17 protein-coding genes and 1 pseudogene are annotated in these 21,404 nt (G+C 44.3%); 13 read left to right on the plus strand and 5 right to left on the minus strand.

The features are described 5' to 3' along the window. Nucleotides 1-72: 72 nt before the first annotated feature. The 3 genes from B3600_RS23595 to B3600_RS23605 all read left to right on the plus strand — a co-directional run bounded on the left by B3600_RS23595 (nucleotide 73) and on the right by B3600_RS23605 (nucleotide 1,616). Nucleotides 73-1,074 (plus strand): DUF1800 domain-containing protein, encoded by a 1,002-nt coding sequence (locus B3600_RS23595; RefSeq protein WP_286754698.1) that lies wholly within the window; start codon nucleotides 73-75, stop codon nucleotides 1,072-1,074. Nucleotides 1,075-1,171: 97 nt separating this feature from the next. Further along, nucleotides 1,172-1,477, plus strand: a complete 306-nt coding sequence (locus tag B3600_RS23600) for a hypothetical protein (RefSeq protein WP_286754634.1) — start codon at nucleotides 1,172-1,174, stop codon at nucleotides 1,475-1,477. Beyond that, a complete protein-coding gene (locus tag B3600_RS23605) occupies nucleotides 1,443-1,616 on the plus strand; it encodes a hypothetical protein (RefSeq protein ID WP_286754635.1) in 174 nt (57 codons plus the stop codon). The genes B3600_RS23600 and B3600_RS23605 overlap by 35 nt, the downstream gene beginning before the upstream one ends. Nucleotides 1,617-1,721: 105 nt before the next feature. On the opposite strand, the gene msrB is transcribed toward B3600_RS23605, so the two are convergent. From msrB to B3600_RS23615, 3 genes and pseudogenes are all read right to left on the minus strand, one after another. Continuing rightward, on the minus strand, nucleotides 1,722-2,177 hold the full coding sequence (gene msrB, locus B3600_RS25540) for a peptide-methionine (R)-S-oxide reductase MsrB (RefSeq protein WP_349676830.1): 456 nt from the start codon (nucleotides 2,175-2,177) through the stop codon (nucleotides 1,722-1,724). 75 nt (nucleotides 2,178-2,252) lie between these two features. After that, nucleotides 2,253-2,720 (minus strand): annotated as a pseudogene (gene msrA / locus B3600_RS25545) (peptide-methionine (S)-S-oxide reductase MsrA); the annotation flags it as partial. Nucleotides 2,721-3,159: 439 nt separating this feature from the next. Next, complete coding sequence (locus tag B3600_RS23615; RefSeq protein WP_286754699.1) at nucleotides 3,160-3,237, minus strand: hypothetical protein; 78 nt, start codon at nucleotides 3,235-3,237, stop codon at nucleotides 3,160-3,162. Between the two features lie 235 nt (nucleotides 3,238-3,472). Here B3600_RS23615 and B3600_RS23620 point away from each other — a divergent pair, with 235 nt between their 5' ends. Continuing rightward, a complete protein-coding gene (locus B3600_RS23620; protein ID WP_286754637.1) occupies nucleotides 3,473-5,674 on the plus strand; it encodes an ATP-binding protein in 2,202 nt (733 codons plus the stop codon). A 194-nt stretch (nucleotides 5,675-5,868) separates the two neighbouring features. Beyond that, on the plus strand, nucleotides 5,869-6,225 hold the full coding sequence (locus tag B3600_RS23625; protein ID WP_286754638.1) for a response regulator: 357 nt from the start codon (nucleotides 5,869-5,871) through the stop codon (nucleotides 6,223-6,225). 99 nt (nucleotides 6,226-6,324) lie between these two features. Here B3600_RS23625 and B3600_RS23630 read toward each other — a convergent pair whose 3' ends face one another. Further along, nucleotides 6,325-6,690 carry a response regulator gene (locus tag B3600_RS23630; protein WP_286754639.1) on the minus strand — a complete coding sequence of 122 codons (366 nt, stop codon included), beginning with the start codon at nucleotides 6,688-6,690 and terminating at the stop codon, nucleotides 6,325-6,327. Between the two features lie 5 nt (nucleotides 6,691-6,695). Further along, nucleotides 6,696-8,246 (minus strand): PAS domain-containing sensor histidine kinase, encoded by a 1,551-nt coding sequence (locus B3600_RS23635; protein WP_286754640.1) that lies wholly within the window; start codon nucleotides 8,244-8,246, stop codon nucleotides 6,696-6,698. Nucleotides 8,247-8,519: 273 nt separating this feature from the next. On the opposite strand from B3600_RS23635, the gene B3600_RS23640 reads away from it, so the two are divergent. The 8 genes from B3600_RS23640 to B3600_RS23675 all read left to right on the plus strand — a co-directional run bounded on the left by B3600_RS23640 (nucleotide 8,520) and on the right by B3600_RS23675 (nucleotide 21,402). Next, nucleotides 8,520-9,119 (plus strand): RNA polymerase sigma factor, encoded by a 600-nt coding sequence (locus B3600_RS23640; RefSeq protein ID WP_286754641.1) that lies wholly within the window; start codon nucleotides 8,520-8,522, stop codon nucleotides 9,117-9,119. Between the two features lie 107 nt (nucleotides 9,120-9,226). Next, entirely contained in the window at nucleotides 9,227-10,246 is a 1,020-nt protein-coding gene (locus tag B3600_RS23645; protein WP_286754642.1) for a FecR family protein, read from the plus strand. A 77-nt stretch (nucleotides 10,247-10,323) separates the two neighbouring features. After that, nucleotides 10,324-13,617, plus strand: a complete 3,294-nt coding sequence (locus B3600_RS23650) for a SusC/RagA family TonB-linked outer membrane protein (RefSeq protein WP_286754643.1) — start codon at nucleotides 10,324-10,326, stop codon at nucleotides 13,615-13,617. 9 nt (nucleotides 13,618-13,626) lie between these two features. Next, nucleotides 13,627-15,426, plus strand: coding sequence for a RagB/SusD family nutrient uptake outer membrane protein (locus B3600_RS23655; protein ID WP_286754644.1), 1,800 nt, complete (start codon nucleotides 13,627-13,629; stop codon nucleotides 15,424-15,426). Then, nucleotides 15,426-16,256, plus strand: coding sequence for a metallophosphoesterase family protein (locus B3600_RS23660; protein WP_286754645.1), 831 nt, complete (start codon nucleotides 15,426-15,428; stop codon nucleotides 16,254-16,256). The genes B3600_RS23655 and B3600_RS23660 overlap by 1 nt, the downstream gene beginning before the upstream one ends. Before the next feature lie 236 nt (nucleotides 16,257-16,492). Further along, nucleotides 16,493-17,020: an RNA polymerase sigma-70 factor gene (locus B3600_RS23665; protein ID WP_046676041.1), complete on the plus strand. Its 528-nt coding sequence runs from the start codon at nucleotides 16,493-16,495 to the stop codon at nucleotides 17,018-17,020. A 44-nt stretch (nucleotides 17,021-17,064) separates the two neighbouring features. Then, nucleotides 17,065-18,117, plus strand: a complete 1,053-nt coding sequence (locus tag B3600_RS23670; RefSeq protein ID WP_286754646.1) for a FecR family protein — start codon at nucleotides 17,065-17,067, stop codon at nucleotides 18,115-18,117. 39 nt (nucleotides 18,118-18,156) lie between these two features. Continuing rightward, nucleotides 18,157-21,402 (plus strand): TonB-dependent receptor, encoded by a 3,246-nt coding sequence (locus tag B3600_RS23675; protein ID WP_286754647.1) that lies wholly within the window; start codon nucleotides 18,157-18,159, stop codon nucleotides 21,400-21,402. Nucleotides 21,403-21,404 lie beyond the last annotated feature (2 nt).

The following is a 21,404-nucleotide window of genomic DNA, read 5'->3' on the forward strand; positions in this document are numbered from 1 at the left end:
TAATTTAGCTTAATGTTTGTTAAATCGAACCTTACTGTAAGCAACCACAGCTAAATAATTCGTTATTTAGGTATAAAAGAAAACAGGAAAAATGCGCTCGGAAATTTTCGGGATCTGCTGTTTGCCGTTTCCAAAGCTCCGGCGATGCTCAATTTCCTCAACAACCAGCAGAATAAAAAAGATCACCCCAATGAAAACTTTGCCCGCGAAGTGATGGAACTCTTCACCATGGGGACTGGTAACTATACCGAATCGGATGTAAGGGAAGCTGCACGCGCATTTACGGGCTGGTCGTATAATAAGGATGGCCAGTTCCTGGAGCGTAAAAAGTTTCATGACTCGGGCCGCAAAACATTTTTGGGGAAAACCGGGAATTTTGACGGTAATGCCGTGTTGGATATTATCCTGGATCAACCCGCTACGGCCCGTTTTATCACAGCAAAACTCTACCGTTTTCTAGTCAATGAACAAGTGGATCAGGACACCGTCGTTTCGTTGAGTAGAGATTTCTACGATTCTGGATACAATATCAAGCAATTGCTCGACCGCATATTTACAGCAGCCTGGTTTTACGACTCCAAAAATGTCGGTAATAAAATAAAGTCACCGGTAGAGCTCATGGCCGGTATCATGCGCATGTTGCCCATGGAAATAGCGAATCCTGAAAACCTGATTGTTTATCAAAAGTTGCTGGGGCAGATGCTCCTTTATCCGCCGAATGTGGCGGGATGGCCGTCGGGAAAAGCCTGGATCAACAGCTCGACCTTATTACTACGGATGCAGATCCCACAGATATGGACCGGCCTGCGGCCGCTAGACCTTGATGCGCAGAATGACGACGACCTCGACACGGGTCTAAAGCAGTCGCGGGCGCTGGCTAAGGCCTACAAAAATCCCAAAATATCCATTGACTGGGCTGGGGTCGAGGCTGCATTTGCCGACCGGGATCCCTTTGAGCTCTTGCTGTCGCAGCAGCCATCATTTGGTAAGAAACTGCGCGATAGCTACGCTGGTGGAAGCCGGCGTAGAACTATTATTGAAGTCATGAGCATCCCCGAATATCAACTTTGTTAATCGTAAATAGGAAACCATGTTTATCAAAAGACGCCAATTTCTTAAAGCAGGTACACTCGCAACAGCATCGCTGCTGCTGCCCAATTTCTTAAAAGCCATGTCCTCGCCCGAAGCACTGGAAAGGGGAAATAAAGTGTTGGTCATCTTGCAGCTTAGTGGCGGCAATGACGGGCTGAATACTATTGTGCCGATACGCAATGATATTTATTTTCGGGAACGGCAGACGATTGCGGTCAATAATGCGATGGCCCTTACGGATGAAGCGGGCATTCATCCGGCTTTACCCTTTTTCAAGACACTTTATGAAGAATGCCAGCAATGGCACGGACCATGGTACGGCCAACCAGCTCTTCTTTCTATCCGGAGGCATGAAACGACAGGGACTGCTCAATGCCTTGCCTGACCTAACTCAGCTCAATGAGGGGGATCTCCAGTATACGGAAGATTTTCGAAAAGTATATGCAACAGTGTTGAAAAACTGGCTACATGCGGATTCCACCAAAATATTGGGATGGAAAAATGGGATTTATGATTTTATTTGAAAAGCACAGCTGTATGAATACAGTCTGTTCGTGGGATAGCAGCGCACAAAAAAACTGATGCAGGCTTGCATCAGTTTTTGCTAAGAGCCTTTTAAGCTATACCATTTACTTCTTGGCTAGCAAGGGCAAATATTTTTCATAACCCTTGGCTTTCATTTCTTCTTTAGGCACAAATTGGAGAGAAGCACTATTGATGCAATAGCGTAGCCCCCCTTTGTCGGCAGGGCCGTCATCAAAGACATGTCCTAGGTGAGCGTCGCCAGTTTTGCTACGTACTTCCGTCCGGCGCATGCCATGAGAATTATCAGCTAATTCTTCGACTAAGTCTGGATTGATCGGTTTGGAAAAGCTGGGCCATCCACAGCCTGATTCAAACTTGTCGGTCGAGACAAATAGCGGTTCACCGGTAGTAATATCTACATAAATGCCATCTCTGAACTCATCATTATATGCGTTATCAAAGGCACGCTCGGTTGCCTGATTTTGTGTTACATCATATTGTAGTGCTGTAAGTTCTTTTTTAAGTGTGCTCTTGTCCCTTCTTTTGTAGGTTGGTGACACAACTGTATCTTTGGTGGGAGAAGGATTGGCTTTGCGAGCGATCTCGAATAATTCCGGATCAATATGGCAGTAGCCCCCTGGATTTTTGTCGAGATATTTTTGATGGTATGTCTCAGCGTTGTAGTAGTTTTGTAAGGGTTCCAGTTCAACAACTATTTTTGCCGGATATTTTTTGGCCAATTCGGCAAGGCTTTCCTTGATAACCGGAATGGCTGAATCATTTGTATAGTAAATACCGGTACGATATTGTGTTCCGATATCGTTTCCTTGCTTATTGAGCGAGGTCGGGTCGATAGTCTTTAGGAATAAATCTACGAGCAGCTTTAAGTCAACGACTTGCGGATCGTAAGTGACTTTGACAGTCTCCGCAAAGCCCGTTTTTCCTGTGGAAACCTGCTCATAGCTTGGGTTTTTTAGATTGCCATTGGAATAACCAACTTCGGTAGCGGTCACCCCGCGGACCTGCTTAAGAAAATGCTCCGTACCCCAAAAACATCCCCCTGCAAAATAAATAACCTGATCTTTATCGCCGGTAGGGTTCATAGCTTGTTTTTTAATTATTTTGAAACATCAGTTTTCTGCGAAAAACCAAATTTGCTGAGCATAAGTAAGCCTAATCCTAGTAATAATAATAAAAATACCTGTTTCATAGCGTTTCTCCATTCTTGTTTTTTAATATACGATGTAAAGATCCAGATCGGTTTTAATCAATTTAAAAATTGGGATTCTTTGCTTCGTTATTGGTAAGATATATCTAGTTATGAAATTCCATAAAGATCGATAGAGAGTTTTAGGATGCAGGCACTTTTTTTACCTGCAGCAGACAAAACCTACTGTTACCGATAGAAATCTATTATTAAGTTGCTAAAAGTTTATACACTACTTTTTTTGCCGAACACCGACAATACCATATAACCTAAAATTCCCGCTAGCAGGGAGGTTAGCAGAATCGATAACTTCGCTTCATTTATATGCAGCGCGTCTATATGCAGCGCGTCGCTGAAGGACAGATGGAAATAAATATAGACATGGTAAAGCCAATTCCAGCCAATAAACCCACACCCAGGATATGTTTGAATGAGCTTCCTTCTGGCAGACTGCTAATCTACTGTTAATACCACCCCCGAAAATCGGGCCAGCAGTCGATATTTAGTTCGTTTTTCTTCGGGTTTAAAGTGAAAGATGCAAATTTCGATAGGTCAGAATATTTTACTAATTTAGTAACATATGATAGCATTGATGGAGGATAGTACTGTTGATTTTACCATATTTTTATTTAATAGATCAGTAACTTTATGCGTGAAATCAATTGTCATGAGGAAAAAATTCACCTGTGTGGAAATATACAGTCTTTTGGGTATTTATTTATCTTTGAAGACGATAAGTGTATTGCGGTAAGTGAAAACTGTGTAGCTATTGCAGGTGAAGATTACTCCGAAATACTCGGCATGACAGTAGACGATGTTCTTCATCGGATTGTTCCATCTTTTGAACTTCGTGGAGAAAGCATAGAACATGCTGTTTCAGACAACATGTTTGCCAGGTATGCCGATCGTGTAGCTATCCATGCTAACGATTATTTTTTAAGTCTCTATAGGTATGATGGCAAAATTTATCTTGAAATAGAGGCCTGCAATCCGCTTGCTGTCAAAACCACCAAATTATATTATTATGCCAAGCATTTAGATGACCGTAGCGGGGGCAACTCTTGCTGGCAGGCATTGACTGAATTGATTAAGGACATCATCCACTATGATAGAGTGATGGTGTATCGCTTTTTGGAAGATAATAGTGGACAAGTTATTGCAGAGAGCAAGACGGCGGATCTGGAATCGTTGATGAATTACCGTTATCCGGAATTCGATATTCCGGCACAGGCGCGCGAGCTTTACCGTATTTTTCACGCCCGCCATACGGCGAATGTCAATGAGGAAGTGATTCCGCTAATGGGGCGGAGCGCCGATGCTCTCGATCTTACACGCTGCAGCCTTCGGGCACTTTCACCCATGCATTTGCAATACCTTAAAAATGCCGGCGTAAAGGCGAGTGCAAGTTTTAGCATTATCGTGGACGATGAGCTTTGGGGGCTTGTAGCCTGTCAGAACCGGGAGCCAATGCATGTCGATCTTTCACAGCGCCATCTATGTACCTTTCTTACACAATACGCTGTGAACAATTATTTGGCAGATTTTCAGAAGAAACAGGTAAAAGTTCAGAAAAATCTATCGCAGCTGAAGCATGATCTAAAAAGTGATTTGTTGGTCAAGCGCGACTTGTATGACGTGTTGGAAAAGTATGCCGTGCGTATTATGGAGGTAATGAACGGGCAGGGGCTAATCATTAAACGTGACCGCGCAATCATGATGGTGGGTGAGGTGCCTGATAAAAAAATGCTCCGAGAAATTGATAAACAAATAGCCAATGCAGAGTTTTTTGCGACAGATAGATTTAAGTGTGATGGTCCTTCCAAAGATGTTGAGATGTATCCTGGTGTATTGCGCATCAGTATTCTGCCCGCAAATAACTGGTACTTATATGTCTTTAGAAAAGAACGTCTGATAGAAGAGACCTGGGCAGGGAAGCCGGAAAAAGTGATGCAGGTTGACGAAGATCGAAAGATCACCTTTCCTTCGCCACGTTCTTCTTTCGAGGCCTGGAAAAAGATTACGAAGGGAAAAGCCGAAAAATGGCAATCTTCTGAACTCGCTTTTATTGAAGATATAACACACATTATTCAGCAAGCAGTAGCACAACGTGGTGGAGAGATTGATGAATTGAACAAGAAACTGGTGCGCTCTAATAATGCGCTTGATACTTTTGGCTACACATTGACCCATGATCTTAAAAATCCGCTGACGACGATACAGCTCACTGCACAAATGTTGCTCTATAAAAAAGACATCTCTGAGGAACTGCTTGCAAAGTCAATGAAAAATATCTTGGATGGGACGCAACTGATGCGGGATATGATGGATAAAGTCTATCAAATGTCAAAGGTAAATCATGTAGACTTTGTGTTTGAACCAATTAATCCACAGTCCAAGATTGTCAATATCGTGGAAAATTGCAAACAACAATACAAGGTTCCTCATTTAGAATTTATAATGGGCGAAACACTACCTGTTTTGGGAGAGAGAACATTGGTCTATCAATTATTTTTGAACCTTGTTGGCAATGCCATAAAATACAGCAGCAAAAGGCAAAACCCGCAGGTGTCCGTTAAGAGCATGCGGCAAGGAAATACGGTCCGGTATGATATCAAGGATAATGGAATCGGAATTGATTTGAAGGAGGGCGACAAAATTTTTGAAATCTTTGCCCGAATGGCCAATTCAGAAGGCTTTGAGGGTTCGGGGGTTGGCCTGTCCATTGTTAAACAAATTGCGAGTAAGCTCAACGCAACTATTCATGTAGAAAGCGAATTAGATGTCGGTACTACATTTTCAGTCGTCTTCAAAGATGTGCCTGAAGCAGATCGTATGCATTTAGTATCTTAAACGATAGAGGGTAGATTTTTTAGAAGGTGATATAGTGGTTTTTATCCAATAAATTGTCTATCTTGTGGTATCTCAAAGAAAGATTATATAAACGGTTTGGTAACCAACTATCTGCCCAGCTTAGGTCTATATTTTAAATTCCTCCCACAAGACCATATTTTTCAATCATTGCGGTGTTTTTAAACAATCAAAAAATGAAAAAGAAAATTGTTGTTTGTGATGATGAAACCGTCATCCTTAACGTTTTAGAGCTGGCTTTAAAGAATGAATTTAGAGAAGTTTATTTAGTTTCAAAAAGCAGAGAACTTATTGCATCTGTCGAAGAAATTGAGCCTGATATTATATTATTGGATATTGAAATGCCATGGCTGTCAGGTGACGATATCCTTCGTGAACTCCGAAGTTCGGAAAAACATCGAAAGATTCCAGTGATCATGATGTCTGCAAGTTCGCGTGGAAAGCAGATTGCTTCTGAGAGTGGAGCTGACGCCTTTTTGGCCAAACCATTTGAACTGGACGATCTTTTACTTCTCGTGGATAAATTAGGTTAGGCGTAAGCGTTTGTCTTAGGATGATCCCATCAGCTGCTTAAAAGCACTTTTTAAAGAAAAAGTGCTTTTATGTGTATTTAGTCACCATGTACTTGCCAGCTAGTTGCTCAGTATGCTATTAAGTTTATCTGTGATATCTGTTAAATCAAAAGGTTTGGCGATAAAGCCATTTGCGCCTAAATTTCCTGCGATTTCAGGTCCATCGACGCTTGCTGATAGCACGATGATAGGAGTTTCTTTAATTTCGGGTGTACGGCGGATAATTTTAATCAACTGGTCACCAGAAATTATTGGCATCCAGAGATCCAGCAGCAAGAGGTCTGGCTTATGGGAAATTAATTGCTTCGTCAGGTGGGTGCTATTTATTTCGCATATAACATCAAATCCTTCTAGTTCTAAAAAAAGCTCAAGCATCTCGAGTATTCCTCGGTCGTCATCACAGATCATTATCTTTTTAGGCTGCATATTCTTTATTTGTTGATTACGATGGGTAATGTAAAATTAAATGTGGATCCCTCTCCCGGCTCGCTTTCGACCCACAGTGTTCCTTTGTGGTTTAAGATAATCTCATGCGAAACATAGAGCCCAATACCTAAGCCCGGAAACTTCTTCTGTATATGGCTGACACGGAAAAATCGTTCGAAAATTTTTAGTCTATCCTGATAGCTTATGCCCATGCCATAATCCCGTACCGAGATTTTAACAAAATTAGCTACCCTGTGGATGCTAACTTCAACTTTTTTCGACTCGGGTGAATATTTAATTGCATTGGATAGCAGATTGTTCAGCACTTGGATAATCTGTAGCTCGTCGCCTTCTACGATAATGCCCGTACTTCCTGTAAGGTGGATGTCAGAATCAGGTGCCGCCAATCGCATGCTTTCAACGGCATCTTGGATTGTCTTATCGATCTCAAATGGCTCCATGTGCAATTCAAGATTTCCAGATTGAATTTTAGACGTATCTAAGAGTTTTGCTATCAATATATTCAAGCGATCGATATATGCTGTGATTTTATCTAAAGTTGAGACATATTTCGGATCGGTGTTTTCGGTGCCCAATCGCTGCAAGATCTGGAAGAGACCCTTGATTGTTGTGAGGGGTGTCTTCAGTTCGTGGCTCGCAATCGAAAGGAAATCATCTTTACGCCGATCCTGCTCCTTCTTTTCAGTAATATCTTCGATGGCGATTAGGATCCTATCTTTATACTGGCCCTCGAACTCAATACGATAAGCATTTAGCAGCATGACTTTTCGGCCAATATGAGGAAAGATATGATCTACCTCATAATCGATAACCGGATTATTGGTTGGCAATATCTGAGTGAGCATCTCTTTTAACGAAGAAATATCCCACTGCTGATTACCGAGGTCAAATAATAATTTTCCTACCGTTTCTTCTGTGGTGACTTTAAATGAGTTTAAAAAATGCCTATTGGCGCTCAGGACGATATATTTGGCATCGAGTACCAAGAGACTTTCTCGTACTGTTTCAATAATACTGGACAGAAAGCTTTCTTTATCTTGTAGCTCCTTGGTTCTTTGCTGTATTTTGAGCTCCACATGGGACTTCTCTTCACGAAGATCATGCTCCGCTTTTTTTCGATCACTGATATCATTTTGAACACCAATAAAATGAGTTACCTGACCTTCTTCATTCTTCACTGGTGAAATAAAAAGTTCGTTCCAAAAAAGCGTTCCATCCTTACGATAATTTCGAATTTCAATTTTACATTCTTCGCCACGCTCAATGGATTCTTTAATAATCTTACGTTCGGCTTGCGAACGGTCCTGAGCCTGTAAAAATCGGCAATTGTGGCCAATAATTTCATCGTGGGCATAACCACTGATGGTTTCGAAAGCTTTATTGCAATAAATGATGGGATTATCATACTGCAGATTGTCTGTAATTATAATACCCGAATAGGCAGAATTCAATGCTTTTAGATAAAGATCTAAATCATTGTTCTTGTTTTCAATACGTTGCTTTAAATTTTTTATGCCGGAAGCATTTTTTTTCATATATTTTAAACTCCCAAATTAATTAAGGTGTCCTAATTTAGTCGATAATTTTGAAATTGAAGCGGATTTTGGGATGTCTAAATTAAAAAACCGTATAAATTCCTACTGAAAAAATAATCCATGCGAACATGCGGGACGACTATTATGATCTGACCTGTACCGCTGAGAACAAAACTCTAGTTAATATATTCTTTACCTGTCCTTAATACTGTAGTTGTATTAAAGCATGATCTTTACAGCCGACGAAGAATTATTGATCTAGAGAGTATGCTTGTGAAAACGATAGACGCCGTGCTATTGGCACGTCTGGTAAATGCAGATTACAGTGCTTTTGATGAGATTTATGAACATCATTGGAGTCACCTGCTTCAAATTGCCATCAAGAAGGTCGGCGACCTGGACGTTGCCATGGATCTCGTTCAGGATCTCTTTGTAGACCTCTGGCAAAGACGTCACACAATCAATATCCACAGTGGACTGCGGGCTTACCTCATTTCGGCCTTGTACCACAAACTGTTTCAGCATTTCAGGAAAAAGGGGGTGTATGAAAAACATATCGAGCAATATAGTATACTGTTGCAAGATGGTTTACATGACCTATTTCCAATAGATGGTTATGAGGAAAACTATACGGATGTGCTGGTCGCTATCGAACAGTCGGTCGTTGAAATGCCCGACCGTATGCGTATGGTGTTTAATCTGAAATACCAACGGAGCCTCAGTAATCACGAAATTGCGGAACACTTAGGCATATCCCTTCAGACTGTAAAAAATCAATTGAGCAAAGCATTGCACCTTGTGCGCCAGCACATGCAGCTGCAACAGCTAAATCCCAGTGTATTTCTGTCCTTATCTTTTTTTCTTTTCTTTTAGCCTAATGTCCGATCGCTGCCGCCGTCATTTTTTCTTAAACTAAGCTTTATACAAACTTAACCTATTTGGGATGGTACGATCATCCCATTGCTGCAACTATAAGGTGTATGCAGGGTAAAAAAAGAGAACTGGAAAATTTGATTGAACGATATTCCACAGGAAAGCTGACAGACACAGAGCGTGCGCATCTGATGCAATGGATGCTGGAACTCGACGTAAATAAAGCTGAGCAGGTTGATATGGATCTGGCGAGCAATCGTATGAAAGAAAAGATTGATGCACGTTTGCTCCCTGCCGAAACTGAGGTGGAAAGCCAACAGCTGTCTTGGCAATTTTTCGCTAAACTTGCAGCTTTAGTTCTTTTTTGTTTTTCTTTCAGCTGGTATCTTATGGAGTGGGATCCGGTAGATAGGTCGCAACAACGACAATTCACTAAAGCTGCGGAAATTGCGGTGAAATCTACACGGATGACTTGCAGCGTTTCGCAAGATAGCCTGATCTACTTGGAAGATGGGAGCAGAGTCCGCCTTTTGGCGCATTCCAGCCTGACATGGGTGCAGCCTTTCCCCAAGGGACAGCGTACCATTCAATTGGAGGGAAAGGCATTTTTTGAAGTGGCGCATGATCCTTCCCGACCATTTACCGTATTGGCAGGCAATATCCTGACCACAGCCTTGGGAACATCTTTCTGGGTAACGCAGGAAACCAAATACGCCACACCAAGGGTGCGCCTGATCTCCGGAAAAGTTTCCATTAAAGAGCGTAGTGAAAATGGCAGTGAAAGGCTGTTAGCCTATCTGAGCCCCGGACAAATCTGGCGGGCACCGACTGCGCAGCCCAAAAAGGAACCTGTGGCAAAATCCGAAAAACCACCGGAGCGGGTCCTACCAACACTGTTGACATTTCAGCATAAGCCGCTTAAAGAAGTGTTGCCTGCACTGGCTTCCTTCTACCGTACAAGCATTCTGTTTTCTGAAGAGGAAGTCGCAGAATTATCCTTATATGGTACGTATACGCAGGAAAATGATATTGCGCAGATTTTGCAGACAATCTGTATTGCAAATGATCTTAGATTGGAGTTTAACGCCGAAAAAAATACCTATACGATCGTAAAAAGCAGGTTATAAAAAATAAAAAAAATTAAATAAATGCACCCCAAAATCGGGGAGCCTTGGACAACTATGCACAATTATTAAGTAAAAATATGCAATTATCTTTATCTAAAAAACGGCCTGCCAAAGGGGCTTTATTACTGCTATTAGCGATTGCTTGTGGCCAAAAGGGCTTTGCCCAGCAAGGAGGGCAACTCGTTGTCATCGTGCAGGATGGAAAGTCGAAGGGCCTGGCCAATGCTACAGTGACCATAAAAAATAAGGTCAGCAACTTGAAGCGCTCTGGTCAGGCTGATCAGCAGGGAAAAGCAGTGTTTAACAATCTGCCAGTGGATAGCAACTACTGTATTCTGGTGACGTATACCGGCTTATCGCCAAAAGAGGAATGTCAGTATATCGTTACGTCGGGCAAACGTTCGAGTGTGGTTTTTCAGTTGACAGACGCCGCGGCAAATCAGATGGATGAGGTGGTCGTGGTGGGCTACGGTACGCAGAAAAGGACCAATCTCTCCGGGGCTGTGGATCAGATCAGCGGTGAGGTGCTCGAAAGCCGCCCCATATCCAATGCGGCTCAAGGACTTCAAGGGATTTCACCCAATTTGAATATACAGTTCAATTCAGGCGAACCTGGGGTCGCTCCTAAAATTAATATTCGTGGTATTACCTCGATCAACGGCGGCGATCCCTTAATCCTGGTCGACAACGTGCCGATTTCGGCAGCGGAATTAATTCGCATCGCACCACAGGATATTGAATCATTTACCGTCATCAAAGATGCTTCTGCCGCTGCAATTTATGGTGCACGTGCCTCGTTTGGTGTACTTATTATCACGACTAAAACCGGAAAAGGGGATGTAAAGGTGAACTATTCCAATAATTTTACCTGGAATACGCCGACGGTAATGCCTGATAAAATAACAGATCCTTATGTGTTTTCGCGATTACTGGAAACCTCAACAGACAATACGCCTTGGGACAATGTCAATTACTCGGATCAGTTTTACCAATATGCAAAGGAGCGCTCGGATAATCCTACTATCGCCGGGGTGCGGGTTAATCCTTCGGATTCCAAAGTCTGGGAATATATGGGAAATAGGGACTGGACGCGTTACTTCCTATCTGACTGGAATGCAACTCAAACGCATGACCTGTCGATCTCGGGTTCCAATGAGAAGGTACAATATTATATCAGCGGCAGCTACAACCGACAAAATTCGCCCGTTAAGCTTACAGAAGACTACTTTGACCGTTACAATTTGCGCTCGAAAGTGAATTATAGACTTTCAGATTTTATTTCATTTGGCAATAATACAGTGATTGGAAGCATACGCCGACTTGCACCATCGCAGATGAGCCTGGCGGATATCTACAATATTTTTCCAACGTCATTTGATAAAAATCCAGATGGCACATGGGCCAATTCTTCGGCAGGTATCATCGCAGCGCAAATGGTCGATGGTGGAAAAAGTGACCGTAAGCGACTTGATGTGCAATCAACTTTCAATACGGAACTTCGCTTTTTCAGCAATAAATTTAAAGTCAATGCCGATTACACCTTTCAGCGCAATTCCTTGAACCGCAATTGGTATACCAAGCAATATGAGATTGGTTACGGTCCGGATGATATCCGAAAAGAAGGGACCACAGGCGCATACCGTGAAGCAGGGTTTTCCTACTACAACGTGTACAATATCTACGGAACCTATATGCAGTCTTTTAACAGGCATCAGGTCAACGCGGTATTGGGCTTCAACCAGGAAGATTACCGCTATGAAGTTATCAGTGCCGAACGCGCGGGTTTGATTTCGGAATCTTTTCCGACGATTCAGTTTGCAACGGGGACTATGAAAATGGGCGAGGCAATTGATACCTATGCACTACGTGGAGCCTTCTACCGTTTGAACTACACCTATGACGATAAGTATATTGTCGAGTTCAATGGCCGTTACGACGGTTCGTCCCGCTTTCCAAAAAACAAACGTTTTGGCTTTTTCCCTTCGGGTTCGGCGGCATGGCGCATCGATCGTGAAAATTTTATGTCAGGAGTTTCAGGACTGGATCTCTTGAAACTGAGAGCCTCTTATGGCCAGCTGGGTAATCAGTCTGTGTCAAACTACGGCTACCTCCCTTCGATGGAAAAAAAAGATTCGGAATATTTATTCGGCAGTGAACGCGGTATCTTTATTCAGGTGCCTTCCTTAGTGTCGCCAAACTATACCTGGGAGAAGGTCAATACTGTGAATGTGGGTATGGATGTAGCTGTACTGAAAAATAAGCTTTCAGCTAGTTTTGATTATTATTCGAGACGTACCTTGGGGATGCTGACGCTGGGCAAAGATCTACCCAATATTTTGGGGGCAGATGAGCCCCGCGAGAATGCCGCCGATCTAAAGACCAATGGGTGGGAGCTGACCATCAATTTTCAGGACCATTTTGAATTGGCCAATGCACCATTGCGTTTCAATGCCAAGTTATTGCTGTCTGACTCACAGTCTAAGATTACACGCTTTGACAACCCCAATAAAAGCATCCTGCAGTATTACGAGGGCATGCAGATGGGAGAGATCTGGGGGCTGCAGAGCAATGGGCTTTTTAAAGATGAAGCTGAGATTGCCAAGTTAGACCAGACTTCGATTATTCCTTGGGGAGCCTTGTCCATCGTACCGGGATGGCCTACTTATGTGGATCAGGATGGTAACGGGAAGATTGAAAAAGGATATAATCTAGGGGATACCAAAGACCTCAAAATTATCGGTAACTCAACACCGCGCTATCAGTTTGGTGTGGATCTTTCTGCTGACTGGAAGGGGTTTGACTTGCGTGCATTTTTTCAGGGAATTGGCAAGCGCGATTATTATCCGCTGGATTACCTCTATTGGGGGACTTACCAACAACCTTATGGTAATTTCTATGGGCACTTGCTCGATTTCTACCGTCCGGAAGGTGATTCGGATATCGACCGTGCCAAGCATTCGCAGGCTTACCTGAATCTTGGGCTTGCAGATCAGAATCTCGATGCGGCCTATCCGATATTGCAGTCCTGGCTCGCCGACCGCAACCTGGGAACCCGTATTGACCAGGCTCAGGGACTGGCTATTCCACAAACCAACTATTTGCTGAATGCTGCTTATCTGCGCCTGAAAAATCTGACCATTGGCTATACCTTGCCAAAATCAATAGTCTCCCGTGCGAAGATCAGCAATCTGCGCGTGTATCTCAGTGGCGAGAATATCATCGAATGGTCGGCGGTAAAACGCTATTTTGACCCGGAGACGTTGAATGAAAATACCTATACCAATCCTACAATCGGTTCAGATCGTGTCGGGAATGGATTGACTTATCCCTTTCAACGGAGTTTTTCAGCTGGTATTCAAGTGACTTTTTAATTGCCTATCATGATAAATAAATATATAAAAATAGCTTTAGTGGGTTCAGTAATTTCCCTGCTTGGAAGCTGTAACGACAACTATTTGGATCGTGTTCCTGAAACTGCGATCAATAACGAAAATTTCTTTAATACAGCCACGGATCTGGAATTGTATATCAATGGATTGTATAATTTCTCAGGACTTGGTATCTATCAGGCTGACGCTACCTCGGACAATGCAAGTACAACGGGCAATACCGAAATCAAGACCATTATGGCTGGTAACGCCTCTGCCGCAACGATCTCGGGCGGCTGGGACTGGGTGCAGCTCCGCAAAATAAATTTCTTTTTGCAGCACATGGGAAAAGCAAATATCAGTGATAGTGAGAAAGCGCATTATGAGGGATTGGCTCGTTATTTTAGGGCACGGTTCTATGCGGAGAAAGTACAGCGTTTTTCAGATGTGCCCTGGGTAGATAAAGCGCTCGAGGTTGGTGATAATGACTATTTATTTGCCAAACGTGATCCGCGTGCCACAGTCGTAGAAAAAATCATGGAAGATTTTGAGTTTGCTGCCCAAAACGTACAGCCCCGCATCAAACTCGGTACCGTTAATAAATGGGTGGTGCTGCAGGAATATGGCCGCTTTGCACTGTATGAAGGAACTTATCGTAAATACCACAGTGAGCTTGAATTGAAAAGCTCGGCAAATGACTTTTTGACCAAAGCACAGCTCCTGAGTGATGAGCAGATGCGTGAGGGTGGTTTTACCATCTATAATACCGGCAGACCTGATGTGGACTATGGGTCTTTATTTTTTAGTGAAAATCTCGAAAATAACAAGGAGGTGGTGCTGGGACGCTTTTATGCCAACAATGTGCTCAATGCGGACTCCTGGCCAGGGATGTTTGGTAATTACGAGTATTATCCGCTCCGTGATCTTGTGCAGGCCTATCTCATGAAAGATGGCTCATTTTATACAGCACAGCCAGGCTATGCAAAAAATACATTTGTCAAAGAATTTGAAAACCGCGATCCGCGCCTGTCACAAACCTATGCGTATCCGGGATGGGAGTTGATCTATTCCCATACTTATGCCCAGGGTGCCGGATTATATGTGCAGCAGCTGGCCAAAAACTTCTCGGGCTATCACCAGATCAAAGGATTTCAAAATACACTCAGTCTGGAAGCGCGCAACAACCTGGACATTCCGCTGTACCGCTATGCCGAAGTATTATTAAATTTTGCTGAAGCGAAAGCAGAGCTGGGACAACTTACACAGGCTGATCTTGATCGTAGTATCAATTTGCTACGCAGAAGGGCTGGTATGCCTGATATGACCGTCAGCGAACGTATAGATCCGGTTATGGCAGCACGCTATGCCAATGTCGAAAGTAGCCAGCGCAACCTGGTACTGGAGATCCGGAGGGAACGTCGGGTCGAACTTGCTTTTGAAGGCTTTCGCTTTACCGACCTCATGCGCTGGAATGTGGGCGAACTGTTGAAAAACAAACGTGAAGGCATCTATTTCAATGGATTGGGACAACATGATATGACCGGCGATGGCATTCCGGATATGGTGTTATTAGCTGCCTCATCGTCTATTCCCGCAGTAAAAGAGAAAAACAGCTTGGGCAGAGAACTGCAGTATTATCGTGTGGGACGATTTGGACAGGATGTAGGTGTGTTTTTATCGGATGGAAACAGTGGAACTGTCGAAACGATCGAAAATACTGGGAATTTTGAAGCGCCCAAATTTTATTATCGCCCTATACCGCAAGGCGAAATACTTTTAAATGATAATCTTAAACAAATATTCGGATGGTAATGCGTCGTGTAACAACAGCTATTTTATTTTTTCTTTTTCTTGTGTTATCTGGTGTGGAGGCCGCCTGTGCACAAGAATTCAAGTTTGCATTTTTAACGGATATGCATGTACACAGTGATTCGACACTTGGTCAGGTGGAGCGAAGATTAAAATCCTTGCCCCCTCAGGTCGAGCTGCTGCTAAGCGGCGGCGATAATGTCGATATTGACAATTTAAAAACAACTGACTTATCGGCGGGCGAGCAGCGCCTCAGGTCCTTAAAGAGCCTTTTCGACCTTACAAAAAAGCCATACCATATGGCGATTGGCAATCACGACCGCTTGCCGCGCGATCTTCGGAATGGCAAGAATGACTTTGAGCTCTTTGAAAAGACTTTTGGCCAGACGTATTACAGTTTTGAATTTAAGGGCTGGAAGTTTATTGTGCTAAATAGTGTGGAAACCAAAGATAACCAGTATGTCATTGGGGATAAGCAGCTCGCATGGCTGCAGGATCTGGTGAAAAATACAGCCCAAGATCAACCTCTAGTGATTATTTCACATGTGCCTTTTTTGTCGGTTTATTATCCGGTGTTGGAGGGGCGCTATACGGCTACCGACACCTTTGCAAACCAAAAACAGGTATTCGATCTCTTTAAGGAACATAGCCTAAAGCTGGTGTTGCAGGGCCATATGCATTTGTACGAAGAGATTAAAGTAAAGGGCGTGCAGTTTATCACAGCAGGAGCGGTTTCGGGCAATTGGTGGCATGGAACATTCGAAGGTACGACACCCGGACATCTTGAAGTGCAAGTCCAGGGAAAAGAGTTTAGCTGGAAATATGTGAAGTAATTTCTTAGCCGGTCAATCGCATGAGCACAGTGCAGTTCAAGGGAAATATACAAATCAGCTAACCGCCAAAAGGATATAAACTTTTGGCGGTTTTTTTGGGGAAAATAGAATAGAGTTAATCTTAAGAGCAATGGTCTGTTGCATTATTCTACTGGTTTGTTTATAAATCCATCATAAATTGACTTTCCTAAAAATAAAACCTAATTTTGATTCATCAACAATAACTAAACCAGCAGATGAGTGTCACACATGTCCGACAATTGTTTACCCAGCTTTACGAAGAAAATTGGGTGAAGTTGTATGTGCATGTTTTCCGCATGTTGGACGATCGTGACGAAGCCCGTGATATTGTGCAGGAAATATTTGCCAATCTCTGGGACCGCATGGAACGACTGGAAATTGAGCATTCCTATCAGGCTTACCTGTTTCGTTCGGCCCGAAACTTGGTGATCAACCGTATCGCCAGCCAGGATGTCGGACGTAAATATGAACATTACCTGGAGCATGCCGCCCCGAGCCTTGAAATTATGCCCGACGAATTGCTGCGGGAGAAAGAATTGGCTGCGCAGATCGATCAGGCGATTGAAAAGCTGCCCCGCAAAATGGCTTTGATCTTCAAAAAAAGCCGTTTCGAACAACGTAGTTATCGGGAGATTGCCGCAGAATTGGAGATCTCGGAGCAGACTGTCAAAAAGCAGATATCCAATGCGTTGACGGTTTTAAGAAAAAAAATACGAACTATTTTCATTTTTTTCTACCACTAAAGGGTCGCCATCCTGTCTTCTAAGTTATAAACAGGATAGCACCTATGAAACCACCCTTATCGAAACAATTACTGCAGCGCTACCAACAAGGTCTGTGCAATGCCGAGGAAACGGCACTTGTCGAAAGTTGGTACAATCAGCTCAGCAAGACAAATAATGAAAAAGATATACCTGAACTTGATCTGGCAGCCGAAGACCGGTATTTCCAACAGCATATTTTTGGGGCTGTATTGCAGGGGCATCGCCAACGACGTGCCTATCTGAAGGTAGCTGCCAGTCTGGTATTCTTTTTAATGGCAGGCGCCGCTATATATTTCTTTTCCAAGCCCCAACGAGCACCGCAACCTTTGCCTTTTAGTGTCGGTCAATTCCAGGCGGATCTGCTGATCGGCAACGAAGTGGTCAGCCTCGACGATAAGAAGCCCTTTAGCCCCGCCTATATGGCGCAGGAAAAAGGGGCGAAGGTGGCTGTCAAAACCAAAAAGGGGCAAGAATTCAAAATGAAGCTTCCGGATGGTACCGTCGTCTGGCTAAATGCCGACAGCAAGCTGGAAATCGGATCGGGATATAACCTACAGGAACGCGCGGTCTTCCTGACGGGTGAAGCTTATTTCAAGGTGGCAAAAAATAAAGCGAAACCTTTTATTGTTCATGTCGGCAACACCAGCATCGAGGCCTTGGGAACGGCTTTTAACGTGAAGTTGTACGCAAACGACAGTCAGCTGTTGACCACACAGCTGGATGAAGGAAAAATACGGGTCAGCAATGCGGGGCTTCAGCAGGTATTGCTGCCGGGACAATCCATCGAACTGAATGTGCAGAATGGTGCCTTCCAGCTACAGCAGGAAAACAGACTGCAGGATGCATCCAATTGGAAAGACGGTTACTTTGAATTTGACCAGACTCCGCTGCCGGAGATTTTGGCCGATCTTGCCCGGTGGTACAATTTTACCTATAGCCTGTCGCCCGTCTATAATAATAAAGTCCTGAGCGGAAAAATCAGCAAAAAAGAGTCCTTTGCCGAAGTGCTTAAAATATTGCGATTTGCCGGCATAAATTATACCATCGACAAAGACCGACTCGTCCTTGTGCCCTAACCAAGCCCAAAACAAACGAATATTCAATCTAAATACCCTATGAAACAATCCGTAAAAACACTGCTATTGATGCTGATGCATGTCAATGGCTATGCCTTTAGCCAGCAGGCAGACAAGGCAGCTGACCATGTTCAACTCAAACAACTCGTCAAAGCCATTGAGCAGCGAAGCGATTATCGCTTTGTTTACGACCCCCATGAAATTAACCCCGATCTGCCTTTCAATGTCAATTTAAACAATGCCAATATCCCCGAACTGCTTCGGCAGGCATTCGCGGCGAAGGGGATCCGTTATCAAATTGTCAAAAACACCATTGTGCTCCAGGGCAAAGGGGCCAGCAAATCATTGCAGGCCACCATCTCTGGGCGGGTCAGCAATGCTTCGGGTGCAGCGCTTGAAGGCGTAAGCGTCCGTGTTAAAAACAAGATCGCCAGCACGGTCACCGATGCCAGCGGCCGCTTTAGTTTAAATGGGCTGCAGCAGGAGGATATATTGCTCTTGAGTTACGTAGGCTACCGCAGCCAAGAAGTGAAGGTTGCGGGTAACGGTCCCCTGGAAATAAGCCTCGAGGCCGATCCGGGCAACCTGGATGAAGTGGTGGTTATCGGTTACGGCACGTCTTCGGTACGCAAAAATACGGGTTCAGTATCCAGCGTCACCCGCAAGGAGATCGAAACACAGCCGGTACTGGATCCCCTGGCAGCTTTGCAGGGCCGCGTTGCGGGACTTAATATCGCTTCCAATTCGGGCTTGCCGGGCAGCTCCTTTCAGGTGCAGCTGCGCGGGGTCAACTCCTTGACCAATGGCAGCAGTCCGCTGTACATTATCGACGGTATCCCATTTTCGGACGAAAGCATGAACCAGTTTACCGCAGCCAATGGCAATCAAAGCCCGCTGAGCCTGATCAATCCCAAGGATATTGAACGCATCGATGTGCTTAAAGATGCCGATGCGACAGCCATTTATGGCTCCCGGGGTGGGAACGGCGTGATCTTGATCACAACAAAAAAAGGCAATAAGAACGGGCTTAAAATAGACTTTAATGCCAATGTGGGCTCCAGTAAAGCCATCCGCAACCTGAAGATGCTGAACACGCAGCAATACCTGGACATCCGGAAAGAGGGCTTTAAAAACGATAACTGGACGGCAACGCCAGATAATGCGCCGGATCTGCTTACCTGGGATCAGTCTGCCTACAGCGACTGGCAAAAGCAGTTTTATGGTGCATCGGCTCCTTTCTCCACCTATCAGCTGTCTTTTTCCGGTGGCAACGAAAATACGCAGTACCTGGCGAGTGCCAATTTCAACCGCCAGGGTGATCCTTTGCCCGGTAATAAGAACTATCAGCGTGGCGGTGCACTGTTGAACCTGGCTACACAGTCCAAAGACCAGCGATTTAAACTCAACAGCAGTTTCAACCTCAACCTCGACCGCAACAATACGGTCCCCACAGATATTGCACAGTTTTATAACCTGGCGCCAAATTATCCTTTATACGATGAAAATGGCAACTATTACTGGTTTCAGCAGACCTTACAGAATCCTGCAGCCTACATGGAGCGCTCGAGTATTTCTAAAGCTAAATCCCTGCTGGCCAATTTTTCTGCCGAATACGCCATCTTACCTGAATTGGTCGCGAAAGTCAATGTGGGCTATAACCTCAAAAGTATGGACCAGACGCGCTTGCTACCCAACGCGGGATTTAATCCATTGACGAGTACGGGATCAATGGCCTCTTACGGGAATTCGGATTATCAGTCCTATATCATTGAGCCGCAATTAAACTACAGCAAAACAATTGGTAAACATGATTTCAAGTTGCTTTTGGGTGGCACCTGGCAGCAAAGGATCACCGAAGGGAAATACTTCGATGGCAGCAGCTACCCGAGTGATTCGCAGCTGGACAATATAGCAGCTGCAGGGATCCTCGCAATCCGCAACAATCAGTATGCCGATTACCGCTACCAATCTGCATTTGGACGTATCAATTATGCCTATGCCGACAAATACCTATTGAATTTCAGCTACCGACGGGATGGCTCTTCCCGTTTTGGCCCCAACAATAAGTACGGTAATTTTGGATCGGTTGGTGCAGCCTGGGTATTCAGCAGTGAAGAGTTTTTCCAGGATCAGTCTATCCTGAGCTTCGGTAAGCTACGTGGTAGCTGGGGGGTGACGGGCAATGACCAGATCGGCGATTACCAGTACCTTGATACCTGGGGCACAGGTTTTGCCTACCAGAGCATCACGGGGCTTTATCCGACGCGGGTGTTCAATCCCAATTTTGGCTGGGAAGAAATCAAAAAGAAAGAACTGGGCCTCGACCTTGGATTTTTCAGGGACCGTATTTTCCTGACGGCCAATTATTACAACAATAGATCGGATAATCAGCTGATCAATATCGTGCTCGCACCGCAGACAGGCTATAATTCTTATTTTGGTAATACCCCCGCACTGATCGAAAATAAGGGCCTTGAGTTTGAGCTGAGCAGCGTGAATATCCAAAAGGAAAAGTTCAGCTGGAAAACCAATTTCAATATGACTTTTCCTTCCAATACCCTGCTGGACTATCCTAATCTTGAAAGTAGCAGCGATGTACGGCGATACGTCATTGGCGAGTCTACCCGTATTGTGCGTGGATTTCAGTTTACGGGAGTGGATCCGCAAACAGGTATCGCTCAATTCCTGGATGTGAATGGTGATGGGAAAATCACCGAATTCAATGACTATGTGACCCTGGGTTCATTGCTGCCGAAGTTTTATGGCGGGATCAACAACAACCTGAGTTATGGCCATGTGAGCCTTGGACTGCTGTTTCAGTTTGTCAAACAGGAGGGACCCTCCATTGGTTATGGCCCGCAGGCCACGACCATCGGCGCACTGGGCAACCTGGATGAATATGTATTGCGCCGCTGGCAGCAGCCGGGCGATGTGACGGATGTACCGCGTGCAACCGCCAACAGCGCCAACGATGCCAACCTGGCGTACCGCAATTACTACCGTTATTCATCGGCGGTATGGGATGATGCCTCTTTTATCCGCTTAAAAAATGTATCCCTCAGTTACGACATCTCCAAATGGGCGCAGAAGATCAATATAAACCGTGCTGTGCTGCAGTTCAATGCGCAGAACCTCTTTACCTGGACAAGCTTTAGAGGTATGGATCCCGAGATGCCTGGTTTTGACCGTACTTATGTTTCGGATGTCAATCCTTTTGGTTCGGTGCGGAGCAGCGCTACACCATCGCTGCGTACCTATACTTTCGCGGTTCAGCTCACTTTTTAATG

The organism is Sphingobacterium sp. UBA2480 (genome assembly GCF_002341965.1).
Lineage (GTDB): Bacteria > Bacteroidota > Bacteroidia > Sphingobacteriales > Sphingobacteriaceae > Sphingobacterium > Sphingobacterium multivorum.

Coding starts and splice junctions, on each gene's coding strand:
- B3600_RS23660 (WP_286754645.1), top strand. CDS start 15,426: ATGCGTCGTGTAACAACAGCTATTTTATTTTTTCTTTTTCTTGTGTTA.
- B3600_RS23600 (WP_286754634.1), top strand. CDS start 1,172: ATGTCCTCGCCCGAAGCACTGGAAAGGGGAAATAAAGTGTTGGTCATC.
- B3600_RS23670 (WP_286754646.1), top strand. CDS start 17,065: ATGAAACCACCCTTATCGAAACAATTACTGCAGCGCTACCAACAAGGT.
- B3600_RS23605 (WP_286754635.1), top strand. CDS start 1,443: ATGAAACGACAGGGACTGCTCAATGCCTTGCCTGACCTAACTCAGCTC.
- B3600_RS23655 (WP_286754644.1), top strand. CDS start 13,627: ATGATAAATAAATATATAAAAATAGCTTTAGTGGGTTCAGTAATTTCC.
- B3600_RS23645 (WP_286754642.1), top strand. CDS start 9,227: ATGCAGGGTAAAAAAAGAGAACTGGAAAATTTGATTGAACGATATTCC.
- B3600_RS23635 (WP_286754640.1), bottom strand. CDS start 8,246: ATGAAAAAAAATGCTTCCGGCATAAAAAATTTAAAGCAACGTATTGAA.
- B3600_RS23675 (WP_286754647.1), top strand. CDS start 18,157: ATGAAACAATCCGTAAAAACACTGCTATTGATGCTGATGCATGTCAAT.
- B3600_RS23665 (WP_046676041.1), top strand. CDS start 16,493: ATGAGTGTCACACATGTCCGACAATTGTTTACCCAGCTTTACGAAGAA.
- B3600_RS23620 (WP_286754637.1), top strand. CDS start 3,473: ATGCGTGAAATCAATTGTCATGAGGAAAAAATTCACCTGTGTGGAAAT.
- B3600_RS23630 (WP_286754639.1), bottom strand. CDS start 6,690: ATGCAGCCTAAAAAGATAATGATCTGTGATGACGACCGAGGAATACTC.
- B3600_RS23650 (WP_286754643.1), top strand. CDS start 10,324: ATGCAATTATCTTTATCTAAAAAACGGCCTGCCAAAGGGGCTTTATTA.
- B3600_RS23625 (WP_286754638.1), top strand. CDS start 5,869: ATGAAAAAGAAAATTGTTGTTTGTGATGATGAAACCGTCATCCTTAAC.